Genomic DNA, 13,662 nt, shown 5'->3' with positions numbered 1-13,662 from the left:
GTCAGGCCCCCAGCATCATCTGGCCGCACACGCGGACCACGTTGCCGTTGACGGCGCTCGACGCGGGGTCGGCGTACCAGGCCACGGTCTCGGCGACGTCGACGGGCAGACCGCCCTGCGACATGGCGTTGAGGCGCTGACCGACCTCGCGGGTCGCGAACGGCACCGCCGCGGTCATCTGCGTGATGATGAAGCCCGGCGCCACGGCGTTGACGGTGATGCCGTCGGTGAGCTCGCCCTTGAGGGAGTCGACGAGGCCGATGACACCGGCCTTGGAGGCGGCGTAGTTGGTCTGGCCGACGTTGCCCGCGATGCCCGCGATGCTCGCCACGCCGACGATCGAGCCGTGGGCGTTGACGACGCCCTGGTCGAGCAGCTCGCGGCTGATGCGCTCCGGGGCGGTGAGGTTGACGGCGATGACCGACTCCCAGCGGTCCTCCGACATGTTGGCGAGCTTCTTGTCGCGGGTGATGCCGGCGTTGTGGACCACGACGTCGACGCCGCCGTGCTTGTCCTTGAGGTGCTGGGCGATCCGCTGCGGGGCGTCCTTCGCGGTGATGTCGAGGGTCAGCCAGTCCCCGTCGAGCTCGTTCATGAGCTTCACCAGGCCGTCGGCGGCCTGGGGCACGTCGACGCCCACGACGGTGGCGCCGTCGCGGTGCAGGACCCGCGCGATCTGCTCGCCGATCCCGCGGCTGGCGCCGGTCACGAGGGCCACCTTGCCGGCGAGCGGACGGGTCCAGTCGGTGACCGCGGGCGCGTCGGTCGAGCCGGTGGCGCCGATGCGCACGACCTGGCCCGACACGTAGGCCGACTTGGGGGAGAGCAGGAAGCCCAGCGTGCTGGCGACCGACGCCTCGGCGCCCTCGGCGACGTAGACCAGCTGCACCGTGCCGCCGCGACCGATCTCCTTGCCCAGGCTGCGGGTGAAGCCCTCCAGGGCGCGCTGCGCGACGCGCTCGCCCCCCTCGAGGAGCTCCGGCGGGGTGCCGAGCACGACGACGCGCGGGCAGACCGCGAGGCTGCGCATGAGCGGGGTGAAGAAGTCGCGCAGGGCGACGAGCTGGTCGGAGGACGTGAGGCCGGTGGCGTCGAAGACCAGGCCCTTGAGCCGGGATCCCTCGGCCGGGGCGTCGGTGCTCTCCACGCCGAGCTGGGAGAGGATGCCGCCGAGCGACTCGGCGAGGCGGCCGCGTCCCCCGAGGGCGACGACGCCGTCGACGAGCGGAGCGCCCTCGACGTACCGCTCGAGCTTCATGGGGGCGGGGAGGCCGAGGTTCTTGACCAGCAGCTTTCCGAGCGGGGACTGCGAGAAGCTCTGGTACTTGTCGCTCATGCGGGTGGTCCTCCGTGTGGTGGTGGGAGATCGTGGGGCACGGTCATGCAACCCGATGTGTAACTCAGCGTCCACACATCGTGACGTGCCCCTCACAGGCTTCACTGCGAGGCCTGTCGACGCAAGGATGACCCTATGCAACCCACCACTCGTCGCGTCGCCGTCATCGGCGGCAACCGCATCCCCTTCGCCCGGTCCAACACGGTCTACTCCGACGCGTCGAACCAGGACATGCTCACCGCCGCCATCGACGGCCTCGTGACCCGCTTCGGCCTCGAGGGCGAGCGCCTCGGCGAGGTCGTGGCCGGGGCGGTGCTCAAGCACAGCCGTGACTTCAACCTCACCCGCGAGGCGGTGCTGGGCTCCAAGCTCTCCCCCGAGACCCCCGCCACCGACATCCAGCAGGCCTGCGGCACCGGTCTCCAGGCGGCGATCCAGGTCGCGAACAAGATCGCCCTGGGTCAGATCGACGTCGGCATCGCCGGAGGCTCCGACACCACCTCCGACGCACCGATCGCCGTGGGGGAGGGCCTGCGCAAGATCCTCCTCGAGGCCAATCGGGCCAAGGACCTCAAGGGTCGCCTCGCGGCCCTGGCCAAGGTCCGTCCCGGTGACCTCGTGCCGAGCATCCCCCAGAACGGCGAACCCCGCACCGGGCTGGCCATGGGTGACCACGCCGCGCTCACCGCGCTGGAGTGGCAGGTGGGTCGTGAGGAGCAGGACGCCCTCGCCGCGACCTCCCACCAGAACCTCGCCAAGGCCTACGAGGCCGGCTTCCTCGACGACCAGATCACCCCCTTCCGCGGTCTCGAGCGCGACCAGAACCTGCGCCCCGACTCCTCGGTGGAGAAGCTGGCCAAGCTCAAGCCGGTGTTCGGCAAGGGCGAGGCCGCGACGATGACCGCGGGCAACTCCACCCCGCTGACCGACGGCGCCTCGGTGGTGCTGCTCGCCTCGGAGGAGTGGGCCGAGGAGAAGGGCCTGCCCGTGCTGGCCTACCTCACGGCCTACGAGACCGCCGCGGTCGACTACGTCCACGGCGGCGAGGGCCTGCTGATGGCCCCTGCCTACGCGATGGCGCGCATGCTGCAGCGCGAGGGCCTGAGCCTGCAGGACTTCGACTTCTACGAGATCCACGAGGCGTTCGCCTCGCAGGTGCTCTCCACCCTCAAGGCCTGGGAGGACCCGGTCTTCTGCAAGGAGCGCCTGGGTCTCGACGCCCCGCTCGGCTCGATCGACTGCTCCAAGCTCAACGTCAACGGTTCCTCGCTCGCCGCGGGTCACCCGTTCGCCGCCACCGGCGGGCGGATCGTCAACGTCCTCGCCAAGCTGCTCGCGGAGAAGGGCAGCGGTCGGGGAGTCATCTCGGTATGTGCTGCCGGCGGTCAGGGCGTCACCGCGATCCTCGAGCGCCCCTGACGCTCCACCGCACACGCGCCAGGCCCGTCCGACGCTCGTCGGGCGGGCCTGGTGCTGTGGGGGTCCCGCGACCTAGACGCCGAGCGACGCCATGGCCAGCGCGGAGGCGACGAGGTACTGACGCACCTGCTCCGGCGAGATCTCGCCGACGGTGGGGATGCCCGGCGCTGCCTCCTTGACGAGGATCCCGACCCGCGCGAGCTGCAGTGCGCCGAGGCCGCTGGCGTACAGCGTGTTGGCCAGCAGGGTCGGATCGCCGACACCGAAGGCACCGCGTCTGGTGCCGTCCTCCAGGACTGTGGAGAGCACGGCCAGGCACGTCGAGATGCCCCGACCCAGGCGGAAGAGGGCACCCTCGGAGATCTCGTCGAGCAGCTCGGGGCCGGAGCGCCGCATGAGGGCCTGGGCGCAGTCGACGAAGGCCGGGTGGGCCAGTCCGTAGTCGACGAAGGCGCCGACGATCAGCTGCAGACGCTCCCGTGGCTCGTCGCCCGAGGCGGCGGCCGCCTGGAGCGCGGCGTGGAGCTCCTCGAGGTAGCCCACCAGCGTGAGGGCGAAGAGCTCCTCCTTGCCGGTGAAGTGGCGGTAGACGATCGCTCGGTTGATGCCGACGGCCTTGGCGATGTCCTCGATCTGGGCGTCGCGCACCCCGCGCTGGTCGAAGAGCGCGCGGGTCGCCGCGATGATCTCCTTCTCGCGGGCGCGCCGGCGCGCAGCCGCGGCGGATCGCCGTCCGTCCGTCTCTGAGGCAGTGACCATCCCCGTATCGTACGACTGGTGCAACTCTCAGTTGCACGGCTGTGACGGGACCGTCAGTCCTCGTCGTGCGGTGGGTCCGGATCTGGTCGGGCAGCCGTGGCCCGGCGGCGGGTCCTGCCCCAGCCTGATGGTGCGGCGTGTGCTTCGGACCGGTCCTCCGAGGCGTCGTGCGTGCCCGGCGCGCCGCCGGACGTGGAGGACTCGCGCGAGCCGGTCTCCGACAGACCCGTCGGTGGGAGGAACTCCGGTCGGCCGTCCGAGCCCGTCCGCACCTGCCACGGTGTGTCGTGGATGGTGCGGTGGTGGTGGCCGCAGAGCAGGGCCAGGTTGCCCAGGGCGGTGGGGCCGCCGTCGGCCCAGTGCTCGACGTGGTGGGCGTGGCACATCACCGGGGGGCGTCCGCAGCCGGGGAAGGTGCAGTGCGTGTCGCGAGCCACCAGGGCGCGCCACAGCGAGGCCGAGACCACGCGCGCCTCGCGGCCCAGGTCGAGCACGGCGGACTCCGCGCCGAGGACGGCGGGGATGACGGTGGCGTCGCACGCCATCCGCCGCACCGTGCCGGCGCTCAGCGTGAGGCCGTCATCGGTCTCCCCGCCGCGCGTGGCGCCGGCGGCGTCCCGCAGCTGCTCCCAGGGGATCGTGACGCTCACGCGGGTGCGCTCGCCGTGCGATCCGGGCACCGCGTCGGTGTCGAGCGCGTGCTGCGCCACCTGCACCAGGGCGTCCCAGGTGCGGGCGCCGTGGTCCCGGGGGTCGCTGAACCGCTCACCGGTCTGCGGGTCGACCGACGGGGCGGGGGCGGTGAGCGGCAGCAGCGCCTGGCGCAGGACCGCGGCGTCCTCGGCGCTCCCGCGCCCGCGGACCCTGACCCCGCCCGCGCCGTCGTCGCTGATCGACAGGAACCGACGGCGGTGGGACGCACGGGCCAGACGGTCGCGCTCACGCTCACGCTCTCGGGCCGCGCGCCCGGGGTCCACCTCGTCGACCACGCGTACGGCGGCCCGCGCGAGGTCGGTCGCGTGGAGGTGGTCGGCCTTTTCCAGCAGCGAGGTCTCGGCCCGCGTGCGCAGGGCGGTCTCGTCGGGCAGCTCCTCGACGGCGTCGATCACGAGGGCGGCCTGCTCGGGGCTGACGGTGCCGGCGACGAGGGCGGCCAGCGTGGCCGCCCGGTCGCCGACCAGCTCGTGGGCGTGGGCGACGGCCTGGCGACCCTGGGAGACCCGGAGACCGGCGACGTGGGTCAGCCAGTCGGCGGTGGAGCCCCAGCCCAGGCTGCGGCGGGCGAGGTCGCGACGGTCGATCTCCACGAGGATGCGCGCCTCGGCGGCCCGCAGCGCCGACCGGGCCGCGACGAGGTCGAGGGCGCTCGCCAGCAGGTCGTCGTCGCCGAGCACGTCCCAGGGCGCGTCGGCCAGGGCGCCGAGGGCGGCCCGTGCCCGCGCGGCGAGGGTCTCGGGTGGCCGCGTCGCGGCCGAGGTGAGGGCGGTCATGGACATGGCCACAGCCAACCGTCCACGCCGTCCGCGAGGGCCGATGGTGGATGCACCTGGGGAGCATCGACGCCACGACCGCGGCTGTGGACGCCTCGTGGTCAGCGGAGGAGACCGACACGGTGGTGGGCCGGGCTCGGTGGGGTCGGGGCTTCTTCCTCGCGCGTCGCCGGGTCAGGAGGCGGTGGAGAGCTCGACCTCGAAGGTCGTGGCCCTCGCGAACTCGTCCAGCGAGGTGAGGCCGATCGTCGTCGTCGCTCCGGACTCCACCAAGGACAGGCCGGTCAGCGTGCCCAGCCTCTGCTGCCCGCCGACGGCCGTGACCTCGACGCGGACGTCGGCAGCGTCCTCGCCGTCGTTCGTGACGCGGATCGAGCCCGTGAAGTACCCGAGCGACTGGTCGTTGGTGACCCTCAGGTCGGTCCACGAGTAGCGCCTTGCGTCGCCGCCGGAGGCCGAGCGCAGCTCGTCGGCCCCGACCGTGTCGGTCGTGGTGACCTCCTCGACGTCGGTCGGGTCCCGGTCCGCCCCGCCCCCGGCGGGCCCCGTGCACCCGCCGCTCAGGAGGACGGCGCCGACGAGGCCCGCCGCCACCACGATGGGCGGCATCCTCATGGTGTGTGCCCCTCTCGGAAGTGCGCCCGCACGGCGGCGATCGTGTCGGCCTGCGCGGCGCCCTTGTCGTCGCGGTAGCGCACGACCCGGGCGAAGCGCAGCGCCAGCCCGCCGGGGTAGCGGGTCGAGCGCTGCACACCGTCGAGCGCGATCTCGACGACCTGCTCGGGGCGCACGTGGACCACGTGGCCCTCGCGGTGGGTCTCGAGGCCCAGGAACCGCTCGGTCTGCCAGGCCAGCGTCTCGTCGGTCATGCCCTTGAAGGTCTTGCCCAGCATCACGAACCCACCGGCGCCGTCGGCGGCGCCGAGGTGGATGTTCGACAGCAGGCCCGTGCGGCGACCCGAGCCCCACTCCGCGGCGAGCACGACGAGGTCGAGGGTGTGCACCGGCTTGACCTTGACCCAGCCGGCGCCGCGGCGGCCCGCGTCGTAGGAGGACGACAGCGACTTCACCACCACCCCCTCGTGGCCGGCGGCGACGACCTCGGCGGCGAAGTCCTGGGCCTGCTGCTCGGAGGGCCCCGCGAGGCGGGCCACCCGGTGCTCGGCGGGCACGAGCGCGTCGAGCGCGGCGAGTCGGGTCTCGAGGGGCTCATCGAGCAGGTCGCGGCCGTCGAGGTGGAGGATGTCGAAGAAGTACGGCGTGACGTGGAGCCCGTCGTCGCTGGCGCCCTGGGCCGTGCGCGAGGCGGTGTCCTGGAAGGCGCGCGGTCGACCGTGCTCGTCGAGCGAGAGGGCCTCGCCGTCGAGGACCACGCTGTCGGCGTCGAGGGCCAGGGTCACAGCGACGACCTCGTGCAGCCGGTGGGTGATGTCGTCGAGGGAGCGGGTCGCGACCACGACCTCCCCGCCGCGGCGGTGCACCTGCACGCGGATGCCGTCGAGCTTGGTGTCGACGACCACGCCACCGCCCACGGCCCCGGCCTTGACCAGGCCCGCCGCCACGTCCGGCGCCGAGGAGGCGAGCATGGGCAGCACCGGCCGCCCCACCTCGAGCCCGAAGCCGGCCAACGCGTCGGCGCCCCCGGTGAGGGCGGCGACCCCGGCGGCCACGGTCGAGCCCGCCAGCATCGCCGCGCGGCGCACGTCGGCGACCGGCACCTGCGCGACGGCGGCCACGGCCTCCTGCACGACGGCGTCGAGCGCGCCCTGCCGCACCTCGCCGGTGACGGCCCCGCGCAGCCAGACCTGCTCCGCGGCGTCGGCGCGCCCGAAGAGGTCGGCGACGGCGGCGGCGCGAGCCGACTGCGAGCCCGGGCCCGCGAGCGCCGACAGCGCCGCGAAGGCCCGGTCGACCTCGACCACGTCGAGCCCCGCCGTCTGGGCGGGCCGCGGCAGGTCGGCGACCGACCTCCACCCGAGACCGGTGCGACGCTGGCGCAGGGAGCCCGCGAGGTAGGTGACCACGACGTCGACCTCGTCGGGCCGGGCGTGGTCGAGCCGGCGCAGGAGTGCGGCCAGGGCCTCGACCTTCGCCTTGCGGGAGCGGGTCGCGGACACCGCCTCGGAGGTGGCGACGACGTCGGCGAGCAGCATCCCCCCATTGTGTCGGCCCCCACCGACACCGCCTCACCCCGACGAGGGCCCGCGGGTCGACGTCCCTCGGTCCGGGCGTGCACCGTCGGCGCACTGGCGTAGCGTCGTGCCCGTGAGCGAGTCGTCGGCGACCAGCGGCGGGCAGGTCCGGGTGTGGCGCCCGGCCTGGGCCTGTCCGGCGGCGCGGGTGCTGCGGCTGCACAAGCGCGGCGGCGGCGACCCGACCTACCGCATCGACGGTGAGCGGCACTGGCGCGGCATCCGCACCCCGGAGGGGCCCGCGACCCTGCTGGTGCACCCCCGCCCGGGGCTGGGCGAGGTGCACGCCGAGGCGTGGGGGCCCGGGGCGTCCTGGGCCCTGGAGTCGGTGCCGGCGATGCTGGGCGCCGACGACGACTGGTCGGGTTTCGAGCCCCGCCACCCCGTCGTGGCCGAGGCCCGCCGCCTCCACCCCGACCTGCGCCTGGGCCGCACCGGCCTGGTCATGGAGGCGCTGGTGCCGGCGATCCTGGAGCAGAAGGTCACCGGCCAGGAGGCGTTCGCGGGCTTCCGGATGCTCGTCCACCGCTTCGGTGAGCGCGCGCCGGGTCCGGGGGAGCAGCTGCGGCTGTGGGTGCAGCCGCCACCGGAGCGGCTGCGCGCCATCGCCTCGTGGGAGTGGCTCCAGCTGCACGTCGACCCCCAGCGCTCGCGGACCCTGGTCACGGCCGCGCGCGTGGCCGACGCCCTCGAGCGCACGGCCACCCTCGCCCCGGAGGAGGCCGACCGGCGGCTCCGGACGTTGCCCGGCATCGGGGTGTGGACGAGCGCGGAGGTCCGCCAGCGCGCCCACGGCGATCCCGACGCCGTCTCCTTCGGGGACTACCACGTGGCCAAGGACGTGGGGTGGGCGCTGACGGGCGAGCCGTTCGACGACGAGGCCATGGCGGCGTACCTCGAGCCGTGGCGTCCCCACCGGGGGCGGGTGCCGATGCTGCTGGGGGCGGCCGGCCTCCACCGGCCGCGCCGCGGCGCGAGGATGGCGCCGCGCACCCACCTGCCCTCCCGCGTCACCCGCCCCTGAGCGGTGGGGTGTGCCGCCGCGGCGGGCGGGCGGGGAGGGGTCAGCCGGCCAGGCGCTCCAGCGCGTCCTGGTCGATGACGGTGATGGTGCGCTGGCGCACCTCGATGACGCCGCGACGCGAGAGCGAGGCCAGGGCCTTGTTGACCGTCTCGCGCGCCGAGCCCACGAGCTGGGCGAGCTCCTCCTGGGTGAGCTGGTGCTCGACCCTGAGGTGGCCCTCGTCGGTGGTGGTGCCGAACTTCGAGGCCAGGTGGCGCACGGTGCGGGCCACGCGGCTCGGCACGTCGGCGAAGGCGAGGTCGGAGACGGTGTCGTTGGAGCGGCGCAGCCGGCGGGCGAGGTCCTGCAGCAGCGCCACCGCGATCGCCGGGTCGCGCTCGAGCTCGCGGTCGAAGACCTCCCGCTCCAGCTCCAGCAGGTGCGCGCGGGTGATGGCGGTGACCGTGGCGCCGCGCTCGCGGCCGTCGAGCAGGGCCATCTCGCCCAGCATCTCGCCGGGGCCCACCACCGCCAGGATGGTCGGGCGCTCGTCGCGGTTGGCGCGGGTGACCTTCAGCGCCCCCTCGCGCACGAGGTACATCGTCTCGTGCCGGTCGCCCTGGGCGAACAGCGTGGCGCCGCGCTCCACGACGACCTCGGTCATCAGGGGGAGCAGGGCCGCGACGGCGCCGAGGTCGTCCGGTGTGGTGGGGCCGGGGTCGAGCGGGGTCACGGGTCCTCCGAGAGGCAGGGAGTCGGGCACGTCACCACATGATCGGACACGACGGGGGGTCGAGGCGAGCGGACGCCGGATGAGGTACGCCACTCCCGCTCCCCGGCCCCTGCCCCCGGGGGCCCGACGCGCCGGTCCGCGGGGTAGGAGGACGGTTGCTGCGACTCCGTGTCACACTCACGTGAGCCGAGTCACACCTGCCGGAGGACCGATGAGCACCGACCTCGACCTGCTGCGCACCGCCGACCGCGAGTCCGCGGCCGCCTTCTTCGCCGCGGCCCCCGCCGAGGGTCTGGTCGCCGCGGTCGCCGCGACGCCCGACGACCGGCTCGTCGAGCTCCTCGGGCGCCCCCAGGTCCGCGCCGCCGCCGTCACCGGCATCCTGCGACGCCTCGACGAGTACGCCGACCCCGCGCGGCTGGCCGACCTCAAGGGCTCGGTGCGCTTCGAGCTGACCACCAGCGACGGCGGGGTCGAGACGCGGGGCCTGTCCTTCGCCGACGGGGTCGTCGAGCCGCTCGTGGAGGTGTCCGCCCTCGGGCCGGACCCCGCGGGGGCCGACGTCGTCCTGCGCAGCACCCTGCTGCGCTTCGCCCGGCTCGTCACCGGCCAGGGCAACGCGGCCCTCGACCACCTCGCGGGCCACCTCGAGGTCGAGGGCGACGCGATGCTGGCCCTGGGCGTCGGGGGCCTGTTCCGGGTGCCCGGTCACGACGAGGTGGCCGTCGACCTCACCGCCCTCGACCCGGTCGAGGTCGCCACGGCGGTCGCGGAGGCGGGCACCGACCACCTGCGCTCGGTCATGGCCGGCGGCTTCCGGCCGGTCGTGCTCGACGAGGTCTTCCGCCGCCTGCCCGACTTCGTCGACGTGGGCCGCGCCTCGCGGCTGCGCGTGGCCGTCGGCTTCCGCCTGGCGGCCAGCGGCGACCTCCCGGCCGACCGCTACCTGGTGCGCATCGACCGCGGGCACACCACCGTGGAGCGCACCGAGCCCGGCGACGACGGTCGTGACGGTCGTGACGCCACCATCGTGTGCGAGGCCCACGACTTCCTGCGCCTGGCCACGGGCCAGCTCAGCGTCATGACCGGCGTGCTCCGCGGCCAGCTGAAGGTCCGCGGCGACCGGGCCAAGGCGCTGCAGCTCGCCGGGGCCATCGACTTCCCGAGGGCCGTCCCGCAGCGCGCCCGGCGTTGAGGCCCCGGGCGGCCCGGTCCGGAGCGGCCCGGCCCCGAGCGCCCCGGCCCCGCGCGGGCGAGCGGTCGAGCCGGCGGAGCGGCGCGCCTCAGAGCAGCGGGCGCAGCGGGCGCAGCACGAGCTCGGTGAACTTGCGGTGCAGGTCGCGGGCCTCCCACTCGCCACGGGTGAGCTCGAGGCTGTTGGACTCGTCGACCATCCAGATCTCCTCCAGCGTCTTGGCCAGCGACTCGTCGATGACCTCGACGTTGACCTCGTAGTTGCCCGAGAGGCTGAGCCGGTCGATGTTGGCGGTGCCGACCGTGGTCCACGTGCCGTCGACGGTGGCGGTCTTGGCGTGCACCATCGCGTCGCGGAAGCGGAAGATGCGCACCCCGGCGTCGAGCAGCTGGGAGAAGTAGCCGCGCGAGATCCAGTCGGCCACGATGTGGTTGGACTTCAGCGGCACCAGCAGCCGCACGTCGACCCCGCGGCGCGCGGCGGCTCGCAGGGCGTCGACGAAGTCCTGGTCGGGGATGAAGTAGGCCTGCGTCATCCACACGTTGCGGCCGGCTCGGTTGATGGCCTCGAGGTACATCGACCGGATGGGGAACATCCACAGCCGCGGCACGTTGCGCTGGATCCGGATCCGGGGCTCCCACACCGAGCTGGTCTCCAGCAGCAGCGGCCGCTCGCTCACGCCGATGAGGCGACGGCGGTTGAGGTTCCAGAAGTCGGCGAAGGCACGCTGCAGGTCCCACACGCCGGGGCCGGTGATCCGCACGTGGGTGTCGCGCCACTCGGTCTCGTAGGCGTCGCCGATGTTGTAGCCGCCCACGAAGCCGACCGTGCTGTCGACGACCAGGATCTTGCGGTGGTCGCGGCCGTAGCGGCGGACGTCGAAGAAGCGCCAGCCGGCGGCGTAGACGGGGTAGCGCAGCACCTTGACCTGGCGGGGGAAGCGCTTGAAGACGGGGGAGACGACCAGGTTGGCGAACCCGTCGTAGATGCAGTAGACGTCGACGCCGCGGTCGGCGGCCGCGACGAGCGCGTGCTTGAACCGCTCGCCGGTCTGGTCGCCCTTCCAGATGTAGGTCTCGAAGAGGATCTGCCGCTCGGCGCCCTCGATGGCCGCGAGCATGTCCTCGTAGAGGTCCTGGCCGTAGGTGTAGGTCGTCACCGCGCCGTCGCCGATGTCCACCGTGCGCGGCGGCGTGGTCGGGAAGGGCTTGGGGTGCTTGCCGCGGCGGCGGTAGGAGTCGACCAGCGACATCGCGACCGCGATGACCAGGGGCACGCCGAAGACGCTCAGCAGGGTCCGGCGCAGCAGGGTGACCACACGGTCGGCGACGCTCGGCGGTCGCGGTCTCACGGGGACAACCTAGCGTCACGGTGGGGAGTGTCGGTGGCCGGTCGTAGGCTCGCAGCATGCGACCCGTCACCGATCTCGAGCGCCGCGTGGCCCCCTTCAAGGTCGTCTCCGACTACGAGCCCTCCGGAGACCAGCCGACCGCCATCAAGGAGATCACCCGCCGCATCAACGACGGGGTCGAGGACGTCGTCCTCCTCGGTGCCACCGGCACGGGCAAGACGGCCACCGTGGCCTGGGTGGCCGAGCAGGTGCAGCGTCCCATGCTGGTGCTCCAGCCCAACAAGACGCTGGCCGCGCAGTTCGCCAACGAGCTGCGCCAGCTCTTCCCCGACAACGCGGTCGAGTACTTCGTGAGCTACTACGACTACTACCAGCCCGAGGCCTACGTGCCGCAGACCGACACCTACATCGAGAAGGACTCCTCGATCAACGAGGAGGTCGAGCGGCTGCGTCACTCGGCCACCAACTCGCTGCTGACCCGGCGCGACGTCATCGTGGTCTCGACGGTCTCCTGCATCTACGGCCTCGGCACCCCGCAGGAGTACGTCGACCGGATGCTGCGGCTCAAGGTCGGCGAGGAGCGCGACCGCGACTCGATCCTGCGCCAGCTGGTGGAGATCCAGTACACCCGCAACGACATGTCCTTCACCCGGGGCACCTTCCGGGTGCGCGGCGACACCCTCGAGATCTTCCCGGTCTACGAGGAGCACGCGATCCGCATCGAGTTCTTCGGCGACGAGATCGAGCGGCTCATGAGCCTGCACGCCGTCACCGGCGAGGTGCTCACCGAGGACACCGAGCTCTACGTCTTCCCCGCGACCCACTACGTCGCCGGCCCCGAGCGCATGGAGCGGGCCATCAAGGGCATCGAGCTGGAGCTGGAGGACCAGCTCGCCGCCTTCGAGAAGCAGGGCAAGCTGCTCGAGGCCCAGCGGCTGCGCATGCGCACGACCTACGACGTCGAGATGATGCGCCAGGTCGGCTCCTGCTCCGGCATCGAGAACTACTCGATGCACATGGACGGGCGCACCCACGGCTCGGCGCCCAACTGCCTGCTCGACTACTTCCCCGAGGACTATCTCCTCGTCGTCGACGAGTCCCACGTGGCGGTGCCGCAGATCGGTGGCATGTACGAGGGCGACATGTCGCGCAAGCGCAACCTCGTCGACCACGGCTTCCGCCTCCCCAGCGCCATGGACAACCGGCCGCTGCGGTGGGAGGAGTTCCTCGAGCGGATCGGTCAGACGATCTACCTCTCCGCGACACCGGGCGACTACGAGCTGGACAAGGTCGGCGGCGACACCGTCGAGCAGATCATCCGCCCGACCGGCCTCATCGACCCCGAGGTGGTGGTCAAGCCCACGAAGGGCCAGATCGACGACCTCATCCACGAGATCCGGCTGCGGGCGGAGAAGGACGAGCGCGTCCTGGTCACCACGCTGACCAAGAAGATGTCGGAGGACCTCACCGACTACCTCCTCGACGCCGGCATCCGCACCCGCTACCTCCACTCCGAGATCGACACCCTCAAGCGCATCGAGCTGCTGCGCGACCTGCGTCTGGGCGACTACGACGTGTTGGTCGGCATCAACCTGCTGCGCGAGGGCCTCGACCTGCCCGAGGTGTCGCTCGTCTCGATCCTCGACGCCGACAAGGAGGGCTTCCTGCGCTCCGACAAGTCGCTCATCCAGACCATCGGCCGAGCAGCGCGCAACGTGTCGGGCCAGGTGCACATGTACGCCGACAAGATCACCCCCTCGATGGAGATGGCGATCGAGGAGACCAACCGCCGCCGCGACAAGCAGATCGCCTACAACAAGGCCCACGGCGTCGACCCGATGCCGTTGCGCAAGAAGATCGCCGACATCACCGAGATGCTCGCCCGCGAGGACGAGAACACCCAGGCGCTGCTCGAGACCTGGGCCGGCACGGCCGCCAAGGGGCGCGCCGGCGGTGCGAAGGTCCGTCAGCCCACCCCGGTGCTGGGGGAGAAGGCCGCCGGCACCCACGCCCCCGACGTCTCGGGCATGCCCAGCGCCGACCTCGCCCAGCTCATCCAGGACCTCACTGAGCAGATGCGCACGGCGGCGGCCGAGCTGCAGTTCGAGGTCGCGGCGCGCATGCGCGACGAGATCTCCGACCTCAAGAAGGAGCTGCGGCAGATGATGGAGGCCACCAAGTGAG

The 13,662-nt window shown here is 72.9% G+C and carries 11 protein-coding genes; 4 read left to right on the top strand and 7 right to left on the bottom strand.

All coding sequences use genetic code 11. From position 1 onward, the window contains the following. Position 1: 1 nt before the first annotated feature. Entirely contained in the window at positions 2–1,336 is a 1,335-nt protein-coding gene (locus IR170_RS01575) for a 3-oxoacyl-ACP reductase (protein WP_193660952.1), read from the bottom strand. Positions 1,337–1,471: 135 nt separating this feature from the next. Between IR170_RS01575 and IR170_RS01570 the strand changes: the two genes are divergently transcribed. After that, positions 1,472–2,755: an acetyl-CoA C-acetyltransferase gene (locus IR170_RS01570; protein WP_193660951.1), complete on the top strand. Its 1,284-nt coding sequence runs from the start codon at positions 1,472–1,474 to the stop codon at positions 2,753–2,755. A 72-nt stretch (positions 2,756–2,827) separates the two neighbouring features. On the opposite strand, the gene IR170_RS01565 is transcribed toward IR170_RS01570, so the two are convergent. The 4 genes from IR170_RS01565 to IR170_RS01550 form a co-directional block, all read right to left on the bottom strand. Continuing rightward, positions 2,828–3,514 (bottom strand): TetR/AcrR family transcriptional regulator, encoded by a 687-nt coding sequence (locus IR170_RS01565; RefSeq protein ID WP_193660950.1) that lies wholly within the window; start codon positions 3,512–3,514, stop codon positions 2,828–2,830. A 53-nt stretch (positions 3,515–3,567) separates the two neighbouring features. Further along, a complete protein-coding gene (locus IR170_RS01560) occupies positions 3,568–5,010 on the bottom strand; it encodes an HNH endonuclease signature motif containing protein (RefSeq protein ID WP_193660949.1) in 1,443 nt (480 codons plus the stop codon). 168 nt (positions 5,011–5,178) lie between these two features. Next, positions 5,179–5,619 (bottom strand): hypothetical protein, encoded by a 441-nt coding sequence (locus IR170_RS01555; RefSeq protein WP_193660948.1) that lies wholly within the window; start codon positions 5,617–5,619, stop codon positions 5,179–5,181. Beyond that, positions 5,616–7,157 carry an ATP-dependent DNA ligase gene (locus tag IR170_RS01550; protein WP_193660947.1) on the bottom strand — a complete coding sequence of 514 codons (1,542 nt, stop codon included), beginning with the start codon at positions 7,155–7,157 and terminating at the stop codon, positions 5,616–5,618. The genes IR170_RS01555 and IR170_RS01550 overlap by 4 nt, the downstream gene beginning before the upstream one ends. A 112-nt stretch (positions 7,158–7,269) precedes the next feature. Between IR170_RS01550 and IR170_RS01545 the strand changes: the two genes are divergently transcribed. After that, on the top strand, positions 7,270–8,220 hold the full coding sequence (locus tag IR170_RS01545) for a DNA-3-methyladenine glycosylase family protein (protein WP_319804860.1): 951 nt from the start codon (positions 7,270–7,272) through the stop codon (positions 8,218–8,220). A gap of 40 nt (positions 8,221–8,260) precedes the next feature. Here IR170_RS01545 and IR170_RS01540 read toward each other — a convergent pair whose 3' ends face one another. Then, positions 8,261–8,932 carry a Crp/Fnr family transcriptional regulator gene (locus tag IR170_RS01540; protein ID WP_193660946.1) on the bottom strand — a complete coding sequence of 224 codons (672 nt, stop codon included), beginning with the start codon at positions 8,930–8,932 and terminating at the stop codon, positions 8,261–8,263. A 211-nt stretch (positions 8,933–9,143) separates the two neighbouring features. On the opposite strand from IR170_RS01540, the gene IR170_RS01535 reads away from it, so the two are divergent. After that, complete coding sequence (locus IR170_RS01535; RefSeq protein ID WP_193660945.1) at positions 9,144–10,127, top strand: SCP2 sterol-binding domain-containing protein; 984 nt, start codon at positions 9,144–9,146, stop codon at positions 10,125–10,127. A gap of 88 nt (positions 10,128–10,215) precedes the next feature. On the opposite strand, the gene IR170_RS01530 is transcribed toward IR170_RS01535, so the two are convergent. After that, positions 10,216–11,478 (bottom strand): phospholipase D-like domain-containing protein, encoded by a 1,263-nt coding sequence (locus IR170_RS01530; protein ID WP_193660944.1) that lies wholly within the window; start codon positions 11,476–11,478, stop codon positions 10,216–10,218. 56 nt (positions 11,479–11,534) lie between these two features. Between IR170_RS01530 and uvrB the strand changes: the two genes are divergently transcribed. Further along, positions 11,535–13,661 carry an excinuclease ABC subunit UvrB gene (uvrB, locus tag IR170_RS01525; protein WP_193660943.1) on the top strand — a complete coding sequence of 709 codons (2,127 nt, stop codon included), beginning with the start codon at positions 11,535–11,537 and terminating at the stop codon, positions 13,659–13,661. Position 13,662 lies beyond the last annotated feature (1 nt).

The organism is Nocardioides kribbensis, assembly GCF_015070375.1.
GTDB classification, from domain to species: domain Bacteria; phylum Actinomycetota; class Actinomycetes; order Propionibacteriales; family Nocardioidaceae; genus Nocardioides; species Nocardioides kribbensis.
Note: the sequence above shows the minus strand (reverse complement) of the source record. Positions and strands in the feature narration are given on the sequence as shown.